15 protein-coding genes are annotated in these 19,903 nt (G+C 72.0%); 6 read left to right on the top strand and 9 right to left on the bottom strand.

Features of this window, described 5'->3' with window-relative positions:
* Positions 1 to 289 precede the first annotated feature (289 nt).
* Positions 290 to 484, top strand: a complete 195-nt coding sequence (locus ABFY07_RS16300) for a hypothetical protein (RefSeq protein WP_346175195.1) — start codon at positions 290 to 292, stop codon at positions 482 to 484.
* A gap of 76 nt (positions 485 to 560) precedes the next feature.
* On the opposite strand, the gene ABFY07_RS16295 is transcribed toward ABFY07_RS16300, so the two are convergent.
* The 8 genes from ABFY07_RS16295 to ABFY07_RS16260 all read right to left on the bottom strand — a co-directional run bounded on the left by ABFY07_RS16295 (position 561) and on the right by ABFY07_RS16260 (position 10,088).
* Entirely contained in the window at positions 561 to 1,277 is a 717-nt protein-coding gene (locus ABFY07_RS16295; protein ID WP_065958481.1) for an ABC transporter ATP-binding protein, read from the bottom strand.
* Positions 1,274 to 2,161: an ABC transporter ATP-binding protein gene (locus tag ABFY07_RS16290; protein ID WP_346175194.1), complete on the bottom strand. Its 888-nt coding sequence runs from the start codon at positions 2,159 to 2,161 to the stop codon at positions 1,274 to 1,276. Before ABFY07_RS16290 ends, ABFY07_RS16295 begins: the two co-directional genes overlap by 4 nt.
* Positions 2,162 to 2,166: 5 nt before the next feature.
* Positions 2,167 to 3,909, bottom strand: a complete 1,743-nt coding sequence (locus tag ABFY07_RS16285) for a branched-chain amino acid ABC transporter permease (RefSeq protein ID WP_346175193.1) — start codon at positions 3,907 to 3,909, stop codon at positions 2,167 to 2,169.
* Between the two features lie 13 nt (positions 3,910 to 3,922).
* A complete protein-coding gene (locus ABFY07_RS16280; RefSeq protein ID WP_065958478.1) occupies positions 3,923 to 4,855 on the bottom strand; it encodes a branched-chain amino acid ABC transporter permease in 933 nt (310 codons plus the stop codon).
* 99 nt (positions 4,856 to 4,954) lie between these two features.
* On the bottom strand, positions 4,955 to 6,193 hold the full coding sequence (locus ABFY07_RS16275) for a branched-chain amino acid ABC transporter substrate-binding protein (protein ID WP_346175192.1): 1,239 nt from the start codon (positions 6,191 to 6,193) through the stop codon (positions 4,955 to 4,957).
* A 442-nt stretch (positions 6,194 to 6,635) separates the two neighbouring features.
* Positions 6,636 to 7,052 (bottom strand): hypothetical protein, encoded by a 417-nt coding sequence (locus tag ABFY07_RS16270; protein WP_346175191.1) that lies wholly within the window; start codon positions 7,050 to 7,052, stop codon positions 6,636 to 6,638.
* Positions 7,053 to 7,198: 146 nt separating this feature from the next.
* The gene (locus tag ABFY07_RS16265) at positions 7,199 to 7,714 is read right to left on the bottom strand and encodes a hotdog fold thioesterase (protein ID WP_065958476.1); all 516 of its coding nucleotides are present in this window, start codon (positions 7,712 to 7,714) and stop codon (positions 7,199 to 7,201) included.
* A 79-nt stretch (positions 7,715 to 7,793) separates the two neighbouring features.
* Positions 7,794 to 10,088 (bottom strand): FdhF/YdeP family oxidoreductase, encoded by a 2,295-nt coding sequence (locus ABFY07_RS16260; protein WP_346175190.1) that lies wholly within the window; start codon positions 10,086 to 10,088, stop codon positions 7,794 to 7,796.
* Between the two features lie 169 nt (positions 10,089 to 10,257).
* Between ABFY07_RS16260 and polA the strand changes: the two genes are divergently transcribed.
* The 5 genes from polA to ABFY07_RS16235 all read left to right on the top strand — a co-directional run bounded on the left by polA (position 10,258) and on the right by ABFY07_RS16235 (position 16,993).
* The gene (gene polA / locus ABFY07_RS16255; RefSeq protein ID WP_346175189.1) at positions 10,258 to 12,996 is read left to right on the top strand and encodes a DNA polymerase I; all 2,739 of its coding nucleotides are present in this window, start codon (positions 10,258 to 10,260) and stop codon (positions 12,994 to 12,996) included.
* A gap of 165 nt (positions 12,997 to 13,161) precedes the next feature.
* Positions 13,162 to 14,961: a lytic transglycosylase domain-containing protein gene (locus tag ABFY07_RS16250; protein WP_346175188.1), complete on the top strand. Its 1,800-nt coding sequence runs from the start codon at positions 13,162 to 13,164 to the stop codon at positions 14,959 to 14,961.
* 161 nt (positions 14,962 to 15,122) lie between these two features.
* Positions 15,123 to 15,257: an SPW_0924 family protein gene (locus ABFY07_RS16245; protein ID WP_104531196.1), complete on the top strand. Its 135-nt coding sequence runs from the start codon at positions 15,123 to 15,125 to the stop codon at positions 15,255 to 15,257.
* 24 nt (positions 15,258 to 15,281) lie between these two features.
* Positions 15,282 to 16,313 (top strand): cell envelope lipid trafficking protein PgfA, encoded by a 1,032-nt coding sequence (gene pgfA / locus ABFY07_RS16240; RefSeq protein WP_346175187.1) that lies wholly within the window; start codon positions 15,282 to 15,284, stop codon positions 16,311 to 16,313.
* A 44-nt stretch (positions 16,314 to 16,357) separates the two neighbouring features.
* A complete protein-coding gene (locus tag ABFY07_RS16235) occupies positions 16,358 to 16,993 on the top strand; it encodes a hypothetical protein (RefSeq protein ID WP_346175186.1) in 636 nt (211 codons plus the stop codon).
* 183 nt (positions 16,994 to 17,176) lie between these two features.
* Here the strand turns inward: ABFY07_RS16235 and ABFY07_RS16230 are convergent, their stop codons facing one another.
* Positions 17,177 to 19,876: an ATP-dependent RNA helicase gene (locus ABFY07_RS16230; protein WP_346175185.1), complete on the bottom strand. Its 2,700-nt coding sequence runs from the start codon at positions 19,874 to 19,876 to the stop codon at positions 17,177 to 17,179.
* Between the last annotated feature and the right edge of the window lie 27 nt (positions 19,877 to 19,903).

Genomic DNA, 19,903 nt, shown 5'->3' with positions numbered 1-19,903 from the left:
CATCGATTGTCTATAGGCAGCAGGCACCCTGGATGAACAGTGCGCTTGCGACATGCCTAGTCCAGCGTGCGCTCAGGCAGGGCCTCCGGGGGTGGTAGCCCGGGGTGCCCTGCCTTGCTGTGCTTTTCCGCTAACTCTGGCCTAACGCCGCCGACTTCGGCTACCGTCTTGTCCAACTCGCCGCGCGCCGCGTGGGATTCGGGCTCTCCTACCAAGGGCCTTCGAGGAGTCCCCTGCCGTCCGCGTGCGAAGAGCTGGACTAGGCAGAGTCGAAGGAGCGTGTGCTGCGGTGTATCCGTCTTCCCTTGTGTGGTTGCTGGCCGGGGTCGTGGTGATCCTGGCCTTCTTCGTACTGGTCGGCTATCTGGCCAGGGTGTTGCGGGCGGCGCAGCGGCTGCCCGGGGTGATCAGCGCGCTCGGGGTGTTCGTCGGGGTGTTGCCCGCGATTCTCTACGCGTTGTATCGCGTGGTCGGCGTGGCCTGAGCCGGTGGCCGGCTGTGATGGGTGAGGGCCTGCCCGTACCGTCGCGGTGCGGGCAGGCCCTCGGGGGGCGGGGGTGTCAGTCCTCGCCGAGGTAGGCCTTTCGGACGGACTCGTCGTGCAGCAGCTCGGCGCCCGTGCCGGACAGCACGATGTTGCCGATCTCCATCACATGGCCCTGGTCGGCCAGGGAGAGGGCGGCCTGGGCGTTCTGTTCCACGAGCAGGATCGTGGTGCCCTGGGCCTTCAGTTCGGCGATCGTCTGCATGATCTTCTGCATCATGATCGGCGAGAGGCCCATGGAGGGTTCGTCGAGCATGAGCAGTTTGGGGCGGGACATCAGGGCGCGGCCCATGGCGAGCATCTGCTGTTCGCCGCCGGAGAGGGTGCCCGCGGCCTGGGCGCGGCGTTCGCCGAGGATGGGGAAGAGGTCGTAGGCCTTCTGGATGTCCTGGGCGATGCCGGCGGCGTCCTTGCGCAGGAAGGCGCCGAGTTGGAGGTTCTCGGCGATGGTCAGGCGCGGGAAGATGTGCCGGCCCTCGGGGGAGTGGGCGAGGCCGAGGGCGACGATTTTGTGGGCGGGGATGCCGTTCAGGGGCTTGCCGTCGAAGCGGATGGAGCCGCCGAGCGGTTGCAGCAGGCCGGAGAGGGTGCGCAGGGTGGTGGTCTTGCCCGCGCCGTTGGTGCCGATGAGGGTGACGACCTGGCCGGCCTCGACGGTGAAGGAGATGCCTTTGACGGCCTCGATCTTGCCGTAGGCGACGCGCAGGTCCTCGACCTCGAGCAGTGCGGTCACTGTCCGTCCTCCGTACGTGCTGTGGTGCTCTTGGGGGCCCCGCTCGGCCCGGTGCCCTGCTGTGCCTCGGCGGCCTCGACTTCGGCGGCCTCCTCCTGGCCGGGCGCGCCTTCGAAGGGGGTGCCGATGTAGGCGGCGATGACCCGCTCGTCGCTCTGGACGACGTCGGGGGTGCCCTCGATGAGTTTCTGGCCTTGGACGAGCACGGCGACGCGGTCGCAGAGGTTGAAGATGAAGCGCATGTCGTGCTCGATGACGAGGACGGCGGTGCCCTGGTCGCGGATGGCGAAGACGAGTTCTTCGGTGGCGCGGGTCTCCTGGGGGTTCATGCCGGCGGTGGGCTCGTCGAGGAGGAGCAGGCCGGGGTCGCTGGCGAGGGCGCGGGCGATTTCCAGCTTGCGCTGTTCGCCGTAGGGGAGGTTGCGGGAGAGGTGGTCGGCCTTGTGGGCGAGCCCGGTGAATTCGAGCAGTTCCATGGCGCGTTCCTTGGAGGCGGCTTCGGCGCGTTTGAAGCCGGGGCCGCGCAGGAGGGCGGACCACAGGCCCTCTTTGGTGCGGGTGTGGCGGCCGACGAGGACGTTTTCCAGGACGGTCATGTTGGCGAAGAGCCGGATGTTCTGGAAGGTGCGGGCGACGCCGGCCTGGGTGACGAGGTGGGGTTTGGGCGGCAGGACGGTGCCTTTGTAGGAGACGCTGCCCTCGGTGGGGACGTACAGCCCGGTGAGGCAGTTGAAGAAGGTGGTCTTGCCGGCGCCGTTGGGGCCGATGAGGCCGACGATCTCGCCGGAGTTGACGGTGAGGTCGACGGAGCGTACGGCGGTCAGTCCGCCGAAGCGCATGGTGACGCCGTTGGCGTTGAGCACGGGAGAGGTGGTGGTCGTCATCTCTGTTACGCCTCCGCCTTGGTCACGCCGACGGCGTTGCCGGAGAGCTGGGGCTGGTCGGGGACGTCGAGCTGGCCGGTCTCGTGGTATTCGAGCTGCTGACGCCGGTTGGGGATGATCCCTTCGGGGCGGAAGCGCATCAGGAGGATGAGCGCGATGCCGAAGGCGAGGAGCTGGTAGTCCTGGAGGAACTCCAGCTTCTTGGGGATCAGGAACAGGAGCGTGGCGCCGAGGAGCGGGCCGCCGATGGTCCCCATGCCGCCGAGGATGACGGCGGCGAGCAGGAAGGTGGAGTTGGGGGGTACGGGTCCGGCGAAGACGTACTGCTCGGGCACGACGGTGGACTGGACATGCGCCCAGACGGTGCCGGCCACGCCGGCGAGGGTGGCGCCGAGGGCGAAGGCGATGAGCTTGACGCGGAAGCCGTTGATGCCCATGGCGGTGGCGGCGGTCTCGTCCTCGCGGATGGCGACCCAGGCTCGGCCGATGCGGGAGTTGCCGGCGCGGCTGAAGACCAGCACGACGACGATCGTCACCAGCAGCATCAGCAGGAAGTAGTTGGCGTTGGTGTCGAGCGTGTGGCCGAAGACGGTGTGGTCTTCCCCGAAGTTGAAGCCGAAGATCTCCAGCGGCGGGATGTTGGGGATGCCGTTGGGGCCGTTGGTGACGGATGGGCCGGAGGTGCCGTCCAGGTTGAGGACGGCGATGCGGAAGATCTCTCCGAAGCCGAGGGTCACGATGGCGAGGTAGTCGCCGCGCAGCCGCAGGGTGGGTGCGCCGATGAGGACGCCGAAGATCAGGGAGACGACGGCGCCCGCGATGACCGCCGCCCAGAAGGGGAGGTGGACGTCGATGGTGGACGATCCGGCTCCGGAGACCAGGGCGGCGGTGTAGGCGCCGACGCCGAGGAAGGCGACGTAGCCGAGGTCGAGCAGGCCCGCCAGGCCGACGACGATGTTGAGGCCCAGGGCGACGGTGGCGAAGACGAGGATGTTGACGCCGAGCTCGGTGTAGCTGGCCTTGTCCTGGGTGAAGGGGAAGACCAACGCGGTCACCAGGGCCGCGATGAGGGTGACGGAACGATACTTCGCGGTGAGCGCGCTCAGGCGGGTGACCACCCCGGCCTTGAAGAGGGCGGCGGCGGCGAACCCCGTGGCGATCAGGTAGCCGAGGAACGGCTCGGGGTCGTCCGCGTCGGTCTGGATGCCGTAGTTGACGACGTAGAGCCCGATCGCGAAGACGGCGGCGATGATGAGGATCTCGGCCCAGGACGGCAGCTCCGCCGGGCGCTTGAGCGGCCGGGCGTCGTTCGGGAGCAGGAAGGCCGCGGCGGCGGGGATCAGACTGGCGACGGCGGCGACCCAGGCGCCGGGTTCCCAGTTGGCCAGGCCGCCGAGGTCGACGGCGATGGCGATGACGGTGAACCAGGTGGTGGCGAAGGTGCCCAGGGCCATGAGCCGCAGGGCCTGGGTGGAGCCGGCGGGGGTGAGCCAGCCGAGCCCGCGCACGTCCATGGCGGAGAGCGCGAAGACGGTGGTGAGCAGGCCCAGCACCAGGGTGAGGAGCTGGAGGCCGCCGGGGTAGCCGTTGAAGGTGAGGTCGCCGGGGAACTCGGAGGTCCAGGTCCAGGCGAGGAAGGTGGAGGCGACGGAGGCGAGGCCGCCGGCGGCGGTGATCGCGCGCAGCGTGGTGGGGCGCCCGCCGGTGGGGGCGTTCTCGCCCGTGGTCTTGCTGGTGTCGGTGGTCATGTGTGGTCCCTCCTCACGCCCGGTCCGCGACGCGTTCGCCGAGCAGGCCCTGTGGCCTGACCAGCAGGACGACGATGAGCAGGGTGAAGGCCCAGACGTCCTTCCAGGCGCCACCGCCGAGCTGTTCCATGCCCGGGATGTCCTGGATGTACTTGATGGCCAGGGCTTCGACGATGCCGAGGACGACTCCGCCGAGCATGGCGCCGTAGATGTTGCCGATGCCGCCGAGCACGGCGGCGGTGAAGGCCTTGAGGCCGGCGATGAAGCCCATCTCGAAGCTGATCTGTCCGTACTTCAGCCCGTGTGCGAGCGCGGCGACGGCGGCGAAGGCGCCGCCGATGGCGAAGGCCATCACGATGATGCGGTCGGTGTTGATGCCCATCAGCTTGGCGGTGTCCGGGTCCTGCGCGGTGGCCTGCATGGCGCGTCCGGCACGGCTCTTGGAGACGAACAGGCCCAGGGCGAGCATGCACAGCGGGGCGGCTATGAGGAGGAAGACATCGCCGCGCTGGATGTGCAGATTGCTGAGGATCTCCAGGGACTTGCCCTCGAACTGGGGGAAGCTGCGCGGCTGGTCGGCATCCGGGTAGAAGGCCCAGACGGCCTGCTGGAGCGCGATGGACAGGCCGATCGCGGTGATCAGGGGCGCGAGCCTGGGTCCTCCGCGCAGTGGCCGGTACGCGAAGCGCTCGGCGGCCGTGGCGATGCCCACCGAGGCGATGACGCCGCCGACGAGCATGAGGGGCAGGGCCAGGGAGAGCGCGGTGCCGCTGGGCAGCCAGAGGTAGATGGTGAGGGCGCCGAAGCCCCCGACCATGAAGATCTCGCCGTGGGCGAAGTTGATGAGCTGGACGATGCCGTAGACCATGGTGTACCCGATGGCGATCAGGCCGTAGAGGGCGCCAAGGGTCAGGCCGTTGACCAGCGTTTGCGGCAGTTCGTGCACCGCAGGGCCTCCGATGAGCGTGTCGGATATGACACCGCGCGGGGGCGCTGTTGCGCCTCCGCGCGGCTGGGGGTCGATGGGCGGGGCAGTCCCGCAGGGTCAGTCGTTGAAGGTCCTGCTGACCGCGTCCTTCCAGACGCCCTTCTCGACCCGGTAGACGGTGAGCTGCTTGTTGGTGGTGTCGCCGTACTCGTCGAAGGAGACCTTGCCGGTCACGCCGTCGAAGGAGACCTTGTTCAGGGCCTCGGTGATCTTGGCGCGGGCGTCGTCGGGCAGCTTGCCGTCGTTGTCCTGGACCACGGCCTTGACGGCCTGGACGATCGCCCAGCCGGCGTCGTAGGAGTAGCCGCCGTAGGCCGCGTAGGGGTCCTTGTAGCCCTGGGCCGCGTACTCCTTGACGAAGTTCTTGGCGGAGGGCAGCTTCTCGACGGGGTAGCCCACGGAGGTGGCCAGGTCACCGTCGTTGCTGGTGCCGGAGGCCTTGATGAAGGCGGGGTCGTAGATCCCGTCGCCGCCCATGATCGGGACGTCGGCCCCGGCCTGCTTGACCTGGTCGGACAGGAGGCCGCCCTCGGGATACTGGCCGCCGAAGTAGACGGAGTCGGCGCCGGAGGACTTGACCTTGCCGGCGATGCCGGAGAAGTCGGTCTCCTTGACGGTCAGGTGGTCGGTGCCGACGACCTTGCCGCCCAGGCGCTCGAACTCCTGGGAGAAGATCTTGGCGAGGCCGGCTCCGTAGGTCTGCTTGTCGTCGACGACGAAGACCTTCCGCTTCTTGGCGTCCTTGTAGTAGTACTGCGCGGCGAAGCGGCCCTGGATGACGTCGGTGGTGGCGGTGCGGAAGTAGGTCTTGAAGGGGCGGACCTTCTTGCCCGAAGCCCAGTCGGGGCCCTGGCTGAGCTCCGGGTTGGTGTTGGCGGGGGATATCTGCGCCAGGTCGGCCTTGGCGAACACGCCCTGCATGGACTGGGAGACGCCGGAGTTCAGCGGGCCGACCATGGCGACGATCTCGTCGTCGTCGACCATCGAGGTGGCGTTCTGCTTTCCGGAGGACGGGACGGCCTGGTCGTCAAAGGCCTTGATCTTGAAGGTGACCCCGGGCACCTCGTTGTTCTTGTTGGCCACCTTGGTGGCGAGGTCGACCGAGTTCTTGATGCCCTGGCCGAGGGCGGACAGTGAGCCGGTCAGCGGGGCGTCGACACCGATGACGACGGTGGTCTTCTTGTTGTTGTCGCCGCCGCTGTCACTGTCACTCTTGTCGCGCGATCCACAGGCGCTGAGGGTGAGTGCTCCCGCAGTGACCGCGGTCGTGATGATGAGCAAGGAACGGTGTCGCACGAGGAATCCTTTCCCTGGCCGGCCCCCTCTTCCGGGCGCCGAGTCCTCGCCGGAGGTCCTGGAACGGCCGTGTGGGTGTTCGGTGAACACCCGAAGGTGTGGTGACTGGCTGTGACTCTAAGCGCGGGGCGGAGCGCGGGGCAGAGGTCCAGGCCATGATGTGACTGTCTTGTTATGACACAGGTCACCGAGGCCCGTCCGTGTAGCGGAACCTAAGGGATTAATCGGGCCTATCGCCTGAATTCATAAGGTCCGGATACTGAGAATCTGCAGTTCCGCTAAGTAGTGCGGCGAGTTGGCGGCGCATGTGTGGACTGACGTGCGATCATGTACACAGAAAGATCACCAAGACGGGTCTTGAGAAAAGTCAAGACCCTGTTTCGCATTGCGTGAATGTTACAGACGGTTACGATCGCCGGTCCTGTCGCCGGTCATGCCGAGGTCATGCCGGGGGGCGCCAGTTCTCCGAGCTGCGGGTCGCGCCGTGCTCGGCCGTACAGCGCCGCCGGGTCTCCTGCCTGACCAGCTTCCGGGCGGCGCCGGCGCCGTGCCGCTTCCGCTCCGCGCGGGCGGCGCGCACGACGTCGTCGTAGATCTCGTACTGCTGGTTGGACAGCCCCTTCTGCTCCCAGTCGAGCCCGGCCCATCTGCTGCCCGCCAGGTCCTGCCCGGCCCAGTACGAGATGAGGTCGTAGCACAGCTCGACGGCCGAAGTCGTGGGCGGTGTGGGGGAGTTGGGTGCGGGGCGGGGGCCCGGGCCGCCGCACGCGCTCACCGCCGCGGCGAGTATCAGCGCGAGGACGCCGGCGACGCCGGGGCGGATCAGGGCGCGGGTCCGCGCGCGGGTCGATGCCCCCATGGGGAAACGGTAGAGCCCGCCGGGGCGGGCGGGCAACGGCCGTGCGCGGGGGGCTCGTTCGGGTGGAGGGGGTGTTCTCGGTGGCGCCGTGGCGCCACGGGGGAGGCCGGGCGGCCCGGCGGCGGGGCCGGGCCGCCCGCCGGGCGTCAGCTCGCCGGGCCGTCCTCCGTGTCGCCCGCTCGGGTGACATGGGTCAGCGCCTGGTCGACGTCGACCTCGCGCAGCAGGCAGGTCAGCCGGGCGGTGCACACGCGCCGGTCCTGCTCGTCGGTGATGACGATCTCGTACGTGGCGGTGGAGCGGCCCCGGTGGACGGGCGTGGCGACGCCGGTGACCAGTCCGGACCGGACGCCGCGGTGGTGGGTGCAGTTGAGGTCGACGCCGACGGCGATCTTAGAGCTGCCGCCGTGCAGCATCGAGCCGACCGAGCCGAGGGTTTCGGCCAGGACCGCCGAGGCGCCGCCGTGCAGCAGCCCGTACGGCTGGGTGTTGCCCTCGACGGGCATCGTGCCCACCACGCGCTCGGCGGAGGCCTCGATGATCTGCACGCCCATGCGGGTGCCGAGGTGTCCGGCGGAGAACAGCGCGGGGAGGTCGACGCCGAGCGCCGCGTATTCGTCGATGACCTCTTGCGGAAACTTCACGCCGGTCTGCTCGCCCATGGGGTCCTGCTCCAATCGTCCGTGTGTCCTGCCGTCGTCCTGGTGGCGGCCGGCTCCTGCCGGCCGGCTGAGCAAACGCTCAGGCGGGGTCGCTCGGTTCCAGGCGGACCACCACCGACTTGCTGGCCGGGGTGTTGCTGGTGTCCGCGGTGGCGTCCAGCGGGACCAGGACGTTGGTCTCCGGGTAGTAGGAAGCCGCGCAGCCGCGTGCGGTGGGGTAGTGGACGACCCGGAACCCGGGGGCGCGGCGCTCGCTGCCGTCCGTCCATTCGCTGATCAGGTCGGCGTACGAGCCGTCGGCGAGGCCGAGTTCGCGCGCGTCCTCCGGGTGCACCAGCACCACGCGCCGGCCGTTCTTGATGCCGCGGTAGCGGTCGTCCAGGCCGTAGATGGTGGTGTTGTACTGGTCGTGGGAGCGGAGGGTCTGCAGCAGCAGACGGCCCTCGGGCGCCGTCGGGTACTCGACGGGCGCGGCCGTGAAGTTGGCCTTGCCGGTGGCGGTGGGGAAGCTGCGTGAGTCGCGCGGGGCGTGCGGCAGCGCGAAGCCGCCGGGCCTGCTCACCCTGGCGTTGAAGTCCTCGAAGCCGGGGATCACGGCCGCGATGCGGTCGCGGATCGTGCCGTAGTCCTTCTCGAACTCCTCCCAGGGGGTGCGGCTCTCCGGGCCCAGCACGCGCCGGGCCAGCCGGCAGACGATGGCGGGCTCGGAGAGCAGGCCGGGGCTCGCGGGCTCCAGGCGCCCGCGGGAGGCGTGCACCATGCCCATGGAGTCCTCGACGGTGACGAACTGCTCGCCGCCGCCCCGCACATCGCGCTCGGTGCGGCCGAGCGTGGGCAGGATGAGGGCCCGCGCGCCGGTGACCGCATGGGACCGGTTCAGCTTGGTGGACACATGGACGGTGAGGCGGGCGCGGCGCATCGCGGCCTCGGTCACCTCGGTGTCGGGGGAGGCGGCGACGAAGTTGCCGCCCATGGCGAAGAAGACCTTGGCCTGCCCGTCGCGCAGCGCCCGGATGGCGCGTACGACGTCGAGGCCGTGCTCGCGCGGCGGGGCGAAGCCGAACTCGCGCTCCAGGGCGTCCAGGAACTCCGGGGCGGGGCGCTCGAAGATGCCCATCGTGCGGTCGCCCTGCACATTGCTGTGCCCGCGCACCGGGCACACGCCGGCGCCGGGCCGGCCCACATTGCCGCGCAGCAGCAGGAAGTTGACGACTTCCCGGATGGTGGGCACGGAGTGCTTGTGCTGGGTCAGGCCCATGGCCCAGCAGACGATGGTGCGCCGGGAGGCGAGGACCATGCGCAGCGCCTGGTCGATCTCGGCCCGGGTGAGGCCGGTGGCGCGCAGGGTCTCGTCCCAGTCGGCGGCGCGGGCGGCGGCGGCGAACTCCTCGAAGCCGTGGGTGTGCTCGCGCACGAACTCCTCGTCGACCGCGCCGGGGGTGGTGTCGGCGGCTTCGAGGATCAGCCGGTTCAGGGCGCGGAAGAGGGCCTGGTCGCCGCCCAGCCGTATCTGGAGGAACAGGTCGGTGAGCGCGGTGCCGCCGCCCACCAGGCCGCGGGCGGTCTGGGGGTTCTTGAACCGCTCCAGGCCGGCTTCGGGCAGCGGGTTGATGCTGATGATCTTCGCGCCGCCGGCCTTGGCCCGCTCCAGGGCGGAGAGCATCCGCGGGTGGTTGGTGCCCGGGTTCTGGCCGGCCACGATGATCAGATCGGCCTTGTGGAGGTCGTCGAGCAGGACGCTGCCCTTGCCGACGCCGAGGGTCTCGGTGAGTGCCGAGCCGGAGGACTCGTGGCACATGTTCGAGCAGTCGGGCAGGTTGTTGGTGCCGAACTCGCGGGCGAAGAGCTGGTAGAGGAAGGCGGCCTCGTTGCTGGTGCGCCCGGAGGTGTAGAAGACGGCCTCGTCCGGGCCGGCGAGGGCGTGCAGCTCCTCGGCGATGATGTCGAAGGCGCGCTCCCAGGTCACCGGCTCGTAGGACGCGGCGCCCTCGGGCAGGTACATCGGGTGGGTGAGGCGTCCCTGCTGGCCGAGCCAGTAGCCGCTGCGGCCGGCGAGGTCGGCGACGGGGTGGGCGGCGAAGAACTCGGGGGTGACCCGGCGCAGCGTCGCCTCCTCGGCGACGGCCTTGGCGCCGTTCTCGCAGAACTCGGCCTTGTGGCGCTTGTCCGGCTCGGGCCAGGCGCAGCCCGGGCAGTCGAAGCCGTTCTTCTGGTTGACCTTGAGGAGGGTGAGCGCCGTGCGGCGCACGCCCATCTGGCGCTGGGCGATGCGCAGCGTGTGGCCGATGGCGGGCAGCCCGGCGGCGGCGTGCTGCGGGGCTGCGACCTCGGGTGCGTCCTGCACCGGGTCGCCTGCGGGCGGCTTGGCTGCCATGTCGCTCTCCCTCTCCCGTGGGCCCGGGTCCTTTGTGCTCGGTGTGGCGTGTGCTCGGTGTCGCGTGTGCTCGGGTGTGACGTGTACGGACCGATCCTTTCATGACGCACGCGGTTCGTGGGCGGGAGGCGGGAGGGCGTTGTCGGTGGGGCGTGGCAGGATCGGGGGCGTGGCAGAGAAAGCATCGAAGAAGACCGCAGCGCCCGCGTCCGCCGACCGTGCGGGAGACCGCCCCCGGCTCCTCCTGCTGGACGGGCATTCCCTGGCATACCGGGCATTCTTCGCGCTGCCGGCGGAGAACTTCAACACCACCACCGGCCAGACCACCAACGCGATCTACGGCTTCACGTCGATGCTGGCCAACACGCTCCGTGACGAGCAGCCCACGCATCTGGCGGTGGCGTTCGACGTCTCGCGCAAGACCTGGCGCTCCGAGGAGTTCACCGAGTACAAGGCGAACCGCTCCAAGGCGCCCGACGAGTTCAAGGGCCAGGTCGAGCTGATCGGCGAGCTGCTCGACGCGATGAACATCACCCGCTTCGCGATCGAGGGCTTCGAGGCCGACGACATCATCGCCACCCTCGCCACCCAGGCCGAGGCCGAGGGCTTCGAGGTGCTGATCGTCACCGGCGACCGGGACTCGTTCCAGCTGGTCAGCGACCATGTCACGGTCCTCTACCCGACCAAGGGCGTCTCCGAGCTGACGCGCTTCACCCCCGCCAAGGTCGAGGAGAAGTACGGCCTCACCCCCCGCCAGTACCCGGACTTCGCCGCGCTGCGCGGCGACCCGTCCGACAACCTCCCGGGCATCCCGGGCGTGGGGGAGAAGACCGCGGCGAAGTGGATCAACCAGTTCGGCTCCTTCGCCGAACTGGTGGAGCGCGTCGACGAGGTCAAGGGCAAGGTCGGCGACAAGCTCCGCGACCACCTGGAGGCCGTCAAGCTCAACCGCCGGCTGACCGAGCTGGTGCGGGACGTCGAGCTGCCGGTCGGCCCCGACGGCCTCAAGCGCCTTCCGTACGACCGGCAGGCGCTCTCCGTGATCCTTGACGCGCTGGAGTTCCGCCACCAGAACTTCCGGGACCGCGTCCTGGCCGCCGACCCCGGCGCCGCCGAGGAGGAGCCCGCGGCCGCGAGCCCCGGCGTGGAGGTGGACGGCTCGGTGCTCGACCCGGGCGACCTCGGCCCGTGGCTGGAGCGGCACGGCGCGGAGCCGCTCGGCCTCGCCACCGTCGACACCCTGGCGCTGGGCAGTGGCAGCGTCAGCCAGATCGCCCTGGCCACGGCCTCGGGCCCGGCCGGCTGCTTCGACCCCTCGGCGCTGGACGAGGCCGACGAGCGGGCGTTCGCCGCCTGGATCGCCGATCCCGGCCGGCCGAAGGTGATGCACGACGCCAAGCGCGTCATGCGGGTCTTCGCCGAGCACGGCTGGGCCGTGGCCGGGGTCACCATGGACACCGCGCTCGCCGCCTACCTGGTCAAGCCCGGCCGCCGCTCCTTCGCGCTGGACACCCTGTCCGTGGAGTACCTGGGCCGTGAGCTGTCCCCGGCCGCCGCCGCGGACAGCGGGCAGCTCGCCTTCGGCACCGACGAGCAGGCCGAGCAGGACGCGCTCATGGTCCAGGCCCGGACGATCCTGGACCTCGGCGCGGCCTTCGGCGAGCGGCTCGCCGAGGTCGGCGCGGTCGAGCTGCTCCGCGATGTCGAGCTGCCGATCTCCGCCCTCCTGGCCCGCATGGAGCAGGCGGGCATCGCGGCGGACCGGAGCTGGCTCGACCGCATGGAGCAGCAGTTCGCCGGGGCCGTGCAGCAGGCCGTCAAGGAGGCCCACGCCGCGGTGGGCCACGAGTTCAACCTCGGCTCGCCCAAGCAGCTGCAGGAGGTGTTCTTCGGCGAGCTCGGCCTGCCCAAGACCAAGAAGACCAAGACCGGCTACACGACGGACGCGGACGCTCTGGCCTGGCTGGCCACCCAGACCGACCACGAACTCCCGGTGATCATGCTGCGCCACCGCGAGCAGGCCCGGCTCCGCTCCACCGTCGAGGGCCTGATCAAGACCATCGCCCCCGGCGGCCGCATCCACACCACCTTCAACCAGACCGTGGCGGCGACCGGCCGGCTCTCGTCCACCGACCCCAACCTGCAGAACATCCCGGTGCGCACCGACGAGGGCCGGGCCATCCGGCGCGGCTTCGTCGTCGGCGAGGGCTTCGAGTCGCTGCTGACCGCCGACTACAGCCAGATCGAGCTGCGCGTCATGGCCCATCTGTCCGAGGACGAGGGCCTGATCGAGGCGTTCACCTCCGGCGAGGACCTGCACACCACGGTCGCCTCCCAGGTGTTCGGCGTGGACAAGTCCGCGGTGGACCCGGAGATGCGCCGCAAGATCAAGGCGATGTCCTACGGGCTGGCGTACGGCCTGTCGGCGTTCGGCCTCTCCCAGCAGCTGGGCATCACCCCGGACGAGGCCCGCAAGCTGATGGACACCTTCTTCGAGCGGTTCGGCGGGGTGCGCGACTACCTCCAGCGGGTCGTCGACGAGGCCCGCGCCACCGGCTATACCGAGACCATGCTCGGCCGCCGCCGCTACCTCCCCGACCTCAACAGCGACAACCGCCAGCGCCGCGAGATGGCCGAGCGCATGGCGCTCAACGCGCCGATCCAGGGCACCGCCGCCGACATTGTGAAGATCGCGATGCTGCGGGTGGACGAGGCGTTGACGCGAGAGGAACTGTCGTCGCGGATGCTGCTCCAGGTCCATGACGAAATCGTGCTGGAGGTCGCCCCCGGCGAGCGCGAGCGGGTGGAGGCCCTGGTGCGCCGGGAAATGGCCGGGGCCTTCCAACTCCGGGCCCCGCTGGACGTGTCCGTCGGCTCCGGCGCGGACTGGGAATCCGCGGCGCATTAGGACCCGGCCCGCGGGGCACGAGGACTCACGCAGGGCCGGTGGGGCCGCCTCGGGGGACGATACGGGCGGTACGTACCGGTAGCTGCGGAGCGGCAAGTTGCCGTAATGTCACGAGGGTTGACGCTCCGGGGGGAGCGTGCAGTGCTCGACGGGAGGGGCAATCGCATGGCACCGCACATCGGCCGACGACTGCGCAAGGGGGCGGCCACGACGGCGGTGGCGGCGGTCGTGATGGCCGCCCTCACCGCCTCGCAGGCCCCCGGGTTCGCCGGTACGGCCCCGGACCGGCACCACGACAGCGCGGGCGAGACGCCGACCCCGCCCACCGAGGCCCCGATCGACGGCGGCTCCTCCTACCACACGGATCTGCCGCCGCTGCGGAAGCCCGGCAAGCCCGGCGCCTCCATCGACCTGCCGGGGCTGCCGGACGGCGTGGCCACCGCCGAGGCGGGCATACCCGCGACCGTGCTCGACGCGTACAAGAAGGCCGAGGCGGCCCTCAAGGAGTCCAAGCCCGGCTGCAACCTCCCCTGGCAGCTGCTCGCCGCGATCGGCAAGGTCGAGTCCGGCCAGGCGCGTGGCGGCCGGGTCGACGCCGAGGGCACCACCTACTCGCCCATCCTGGGCCCGGTGCTCAACGGCAACGGCTTCGCCAGGATCACGGACACCGACGGCGGCGCGTACGACGGGGACACCACCCACGACCGGGCCGTCGGCCCCATGCAGTTCATCCCCTCCACCTGGGCCACCTGGGGCAGGGACGGCAACGGCGACGGGGAGAGGAACCCCAACAACATCTACGACGCCGCGCTCGCCGCCGGCGCGTATCTGTGCGCCAACGGCCGCGATCTGTCGGTCAAGGCCCACCTGGACCAGGCGATCCTCGGCTACAACCACTCGCAGGAGTATCTGGCCACGGTCCTGTCCTGGTTCGAGTACTACAAGAAGGGCACCCACGCCGTGCCCGACGGCACCGGTGTGCTGCCCGACCCGGACAAGGTCGGCAGCGGCTCGGGCAGCGGGAAGGACGGCGGCAAGGGCGACAAGGGCGGCAAGGGGGACAAGGGCAAGGACCACAGCGACTCGGGGAGCCCCACCCCGCTCCCGGACCCGACCCCGGGCGGCGGCGACAACTCCACGTCCGAGCCCCCCACGCCCGGCTCCGACGACCCCGGGACGCCCACCCCCGGGACGCCCACGCCCGAGCCCCCGACGCCGGGGACCCCCGCCCCCACCCCGTCCGCGGTCGCCAAGCTCAAGACCGTCGGCACCACGGAGCTGACGGCCACGGCGGGCACCGAATTCGCCGTCAAGCCCCGGGTCCGCGCCGAGGCCACCGACGGCAAGCCGGTCCCGGGTGTGCTCGTGCGGTACGAGATCCGCGGCGAGACCGACGCCCGCTTCCCGGGCGGCGCGACCCGCGTCACCGCCATCACCGGCAGCGACGGCACCGCCACCGCCCCGGCGCTGCGCGCGGGCGAGACCACCGGCTCCTTCACCGTCCGGGCCACGGTCGTGGGCCGCGGCGTGGACGCCGCCGACTTCCCCGCCACCGTCAAGGCCCGCCCCGTGCCGCAGGCCGACGCGCTGGTCCGCACCGACGACAAGGTCCTCAAGGCCGAGGCCGGCGGCTCCTTCGCCGACACGGTCGCGGTCAAGGCGACGTACAAGGGCAAGGCCGCGGCCGGGGTGGCCGCGACCGCCACCATGATCACCTCCGACTCGGCGAAGGCGGACAAACCCACCCAGAACGACAAGGGCCCCTACTTCAAGGACGCCAAGGGTCAGCCGATCCGCACCCTCACCGCCCTGAAGACGGACGCCAACGGGCAGCTGATCCTGCCCAAGATCTACACCGACGACCAGACGGGCACCTTCCTGCTCCGCCTCACCACCGCCGGCGGCGCGACCCTGACCATCGAGCTGACCGTCACCCAGCCCGCGGCCCAGGAGACCACCGGGTAACCACCGGCCGAGGCCACCACGCACCGCCCCTGTCGCCCCACCCGGCACAGGGGCGGTGCGCGTGTGCGCCCAGGTGTTCTCATCTTCGCCGCCCGTTGCTACGGTGCCCCGACCCCTGACGAACCGTCAGACACGCGACCGCAGCAACGAAAGGCCGACACATGCGCGCCCTCGCCGCCGCCGCGATCGGACTGGCCGCCGCATTCGCTCTCGTCCTGACAGTGACGGCCCTCGGCGCCCCCGGCGGGAAGACCTCCCCGAAGCCCCTGCTCACCACCGTCCCCGAGCACCCCTGAGCCCCGCGGGAGGGACCGACCGCCATGCGCCGCAAAGCCAGCCTGGTGCTGCTCGCCTTCGCCGTCTTCTTCGCCGCCCTCGCCCCGCTGCTGCGCTGGTACGCCTTCCCGCGGCTGGCCAAGATCCCGCCCGACGAGTACCAGACCGCCGTCCTGGAGGCCAAGCCCGCCGTGCTCCTCGACTACGGCACCATGCGACCCAAGAAGGTCCCCCAGGTCAGCATCGTGCAGACGCTCCGCGGAAACGTGGCGGCGGCGAAGAAGGCCGGGAAGGCCGCCGGGCGCGACGTCGTCGTCTGGGACGCCCTGTCGTACATTGCCGGGCCCGACGGCAAGATGGTCTCCAAGATCCCCGAGCGCTACGTCTTCGACGCCCACTCCCAGGACCCGGTCCACCAGGGCGGCGAACACGTCGACGGCGACCCGGTCCGCCGGGAGGGCATCGAATTCAAGTGGCCGTTCCTCACCGAGAAGCGCGACTACACCTACTTCGACGCCCAGACCAGGACCTCCGCGCCCATCCACTACAAGGGCACCCGCACCTTCCGCGGCCTGGAGGTCTACTACTTCGAGCAGACCATCCCCTGGACGAAGGTGCCCCTGCCCAAAACCATGCCGGTCGAGGGCATCACCCCCGAGACCGTCCGCAAGGCAGGCACCACCCGCTGGTACACCACCAAACGCATGTTCTGGGTCGAGCCCACCACCGGCGCCCCCGTCAACGGGGAGGAGATCCACCGGGAGGAGCTGCGCGGCGGCACGCTGCTCGGCGACCGCGACAAGGTGACCGTCTTCTCCGGCCATGTGAAGATGCGCGAGGACTACATCGCGCACACGGTGAAGCTCGTGAAGTCCCAGCGGCAGCTCGTCCTCCTCCTCACCACCTATCTGCCCTGGGGCTTTCTGGCCCTCGGCACCGGGCTGCTCGCGCTCTCCCTCGTGCTCGAGGCCCGGGGCCGCCGGCCCGGCAGTGACACCGACACCCCCGACGAGGCTCCCGCCCCGCCGCCCGCACCGGCCCCGGCGCCCCCGGTGGCCCCCGCGTCCCCGGTCTGAAGCGAGCCGGCGGGGCTGTCGGTGGCGGCCCGTAGCGTACGCCCATGCCTACCACCACCTGCCTGCCCACCGCCGAACTCGTCGATCAGCTCGTCGAGCTGGCCCGCCTGGACTGGACGTCCGGCGCCACCGCGGCCGCCGCCGAGCGCTTCGGCTGGACGCCGGTGGACGACGGCTCCTGGACGGCCGCCTTCGCCACCAACACCGGCCACTACGTCGTCCCCGACTGGTTCGCCGCGCCGCCGGAGCGGCGGACGGAGGACGAGGAGTGCCACATCCCGTTCTGCTACTACTACGAGGCCGACGACTTCGACCAGGAGCTGGCCGCCGGCGGCCTGAGCGGAAACATCGACTGGCTGGCGAAGCAGCACGCCCAGGACCCCGAGTGGCGCTTCGACCGCGACGCCGACCGCGCCCACTTCGACGCCCAATGGCTGCTCGCCGTCACCCTCTTCACCCGGCGGCTCGGCGCCCCGGAGGTCACCACGCGCGACGAGGAGCGCAAGACGCCGTGGCACTACGCGGCATGGCGCTGCGGGGCGAACGCGCTGGTCGTCGGCCAGTGCACGGACAGCGGCTCCTACGACACCTTCGAGCAGGCGCTCGTGTGGATCGCCCCCTACCCGGCGGACCGCCCGTTCCCCGACGCGGGCGCGTTCGACGGCCTCATCGAGTGCTGACCGGGGCGACCGGGGACCCGACGAAGGCACGGGGGCTGAGGGGGCCGGTGCCCCCGGGGCCTGCGGGCCCGATGCGTCGGGAGTGCGGGGCCCGGGCGGGCGGAGCGGGAGGTGGGCGTCGAGCCGCCTGGACGGGGTGGGGGCCGGCCCGGGCGGGCCGGGGGGCCTCGCCCCCGGGCCGGGTCAGCGGCGGGCGTTGGTACGGCGCGTCGGCTCGGCGGTCGCCGGGTCCTCCGGCCACGGGTGCTTGGGGTAGCGGCCGCGCAGCTCAGCGCGCACGGACCGGTACCCCTCCCGCCAGAACGACGCCAGATCGGCCGTGACCGCGGCCGGGCGCCCGGCCGGTGACAGCAGGTGCACCAGCAGCGGCACCCGCCCGCCCGCGATCCGGGGCGTCTCCTGCCAGCCGAACAACTCCTGCACCTTGACGGCCAGCACCGGCTGCTCCTGGCCGTAGTCCACCCGCACCCGCGAACCGCTGGGCACCCGCACCCGCTCCGGGGCCAGTTCGTCCAGGCGCACCGCGTCCCCGGTCGCCCACGGCAGCAGCCGGGCGAGCGCCTGGCCCGCGTCCACCCGCTCCAGGTCGGCCCGCCGCCGCGCCCGGTCCAGCTCCGGGCCCAGCCAGGCGTCGAGATCCGCCAGCAGCGCCGGGTCGGACACATCCGGCCACGGGTCGCCCATCTCCCGGCGGAGGAACGCCAACCGCTGTCGCAAGGCGACCGCTTCCGGGGACCAGCGCAGCAGCTTGAGCCCCTCCTCGCGCAGCCCGTCCCGCAGCGCGGACCGCACCAGAAGCGGGTCGGGCGCGCCCAGCGGCCGCGCCGCCAGCTCCACCGCCCCCAGCCGCTCCACCCGCCGCGCCACCACGTCCCCGCCGGACCAGCGCACCTCCTCGCCCCGCTGGTACAGCGCCGACGCCGCGGTACGAGCCGTCTCCTCGTCCACCACGGCCGCGAGCCGCACCCGCGCCGACGCCGCCGAGACGGGCCGGTCCGCGACCGCCACCGCCAGCCACGGCGCGTCCCGCAGCCGGGACCCCTCACCGAGCTCCGCGCCGGTGCCGGAAGCCATGAGATACGACCTCTCCCCGCGCCGCCGCGCCACCCGCTCCGGAAACGCCAACGCGGCCACCAGCCCGACGACGGCGTCGTCGCCGAAGCCACCCCGCGCCCCGCGCCCGCCCCCTGATTCCGCCGGTCCTGGCTGGGAGGCGGGCGCCGGGTCGCCCGCCACCGCCGGCGCACCCCCGCTCGGCGTGGCGCCCGGCGGCGTGGTCGAGCCAGGGGCGTGCGCCGGGTGGGCGGAGGGGCGCGACGCGCTTATCGCGCTCACCGCGCTCTCCAGGCGGCGTGCCTCTTGGCGCCAGCGGGCGCTGTACGCGTCGGTGCCGCGCCGGGCGGTGCGCCAGGCGGCGGCCAGGTCGTCGCCGTACTCCCGGGGCGGTTCCTCGCTGAGCAGCGCCACCGCCTCGGCCGCCCGGCGCGCGCCGACCTCGCGCGCGCCGTCCAGCAGGGCGCGCGCGAGCCTCGGGTGGAGCCCCAGCCGGGCCATCCGGGTGCCCCGGTCCGTGGGTCGCCGGGATCCGTCCACGGCGCCGATCGCGGTCAGCACCTCGCGCGCGGCGGTCATCGCCCCGCCCGGCGGCGGGTCGAGCAGCGCCAAGCCGGAGGCGTCGGGGTCGCCCCAGCAGGCGGCCTGCAGCGCGAAGGCCGTCAGGTCCGCCACAGCGATCTCCGGGGACGGGAAGCGCGGCAGCCGGGCGTCCTCCGCCTCCGGCCAGCAGCGGTAGACGGTGCCCGGCGCCTCACGCCCGGCGCGGCCCGCCCGCTGCCGGGCCGCGGCCCGCGACGCGCGTACGGTCGTCAGCGCGCTCAGCCCCCGCGCGTGGTCCATCCGCGGCTCCCGCGCGAGACCGCAGTCCACGACGACCCGTACCCCCGGCACGGTCAGGCTGGACTCGGCGACCGAGGTGGCCAGCACCACCCGCCGCCGCGCCGCCGGCCCCGCCGCGCCCGCCAGCACCGCGTCCTGCGCGGCGGCCGGCGCGCGCCCGTGGACCTGGAGCACCTCCGCGCCGGCCGCGCCGAGCAGCCCCGCGACCCGCGCGATCTCCCCGACGCCCGGCAGGAAGCACAGCACGTCCCCCTCCCGCTCGCGCAGCGCCCGCCGCACCACCGCCGCGACGTGGTCGAGGAGGGCGGGGTCCACCCGGGTGCCGTGCGGCGGGCGGACGGGGCGCTCCGGCGGTGCCCACACCACCTCCACCGGATGCGACACCCCCTCGGCGGACACCACCGGCGCCGGCCCGCCGCCTTGCCCGCCGTGGCCCAGCAGCCGGGCCCAGCCCTCCGCGTCCGTGGTCGCGGACGCCGCGATCAGCCACAGGTCGGGCCGCAGGGTGGCCCGTACGTCCAGCAGGAAGGCGGCCGCCGTATCGGCGTCCAGGTGCCGTTCGTGGCACTCGTCGAGCACCACCGCGTCGATCCCGGCGAGCTCGGGGTCGCGCTGCAGCCGCTGCAGCAGCACGCCGGTGGTGACCACCTCCACGACGGTCTCGCGGCCCACCCGCCGCTCCCCGCGCACCGTGAAGCCGACCCGGCCGCCCACCGCCTCCTCGCCCAGCAGCCACGCCATCCGCCGCGCGGCGGCCCGCGCCGCGATCCGCCGCGGCTCGGCGACCAGCACCCGCCGCGGGGGCCGGCCGGAGGGTCCCACCGCCCCGGCGAGCGCCAGGGGCACCAGCGTCGTCTTGCCGGTCCCGGGCGGGGCGCACAGCACCGCCACGCCCCGGTCCTCCAGCGCGCGCAGCAGGGCGGGGACGGCGTCGCGTACGGGAAGCGCGTCGAGCGCGTCGGCGCGGGGTGTGGGGCGGCTGGTCATCCGAACATCCTGTCAGCCGGCCGAGCC

The sequence above is a fragment of the Streptomyces sparsogenes subsp. cuspidosporus genome, from assembly GCF_039532705.1.
In the GTDB taxonomy this organism is placed as follows: domain Bacteria; phylum Actinomycetota; class Actinomycetes; order Streptomycetales; family Streptomycetaceae; genus Streptomyces; species Streptomyces sparsogenes.
Note: the sequence above shows the minus strand (reverse complement) of the source record. Positions and strands in the feature narration are given on the sequence as shown.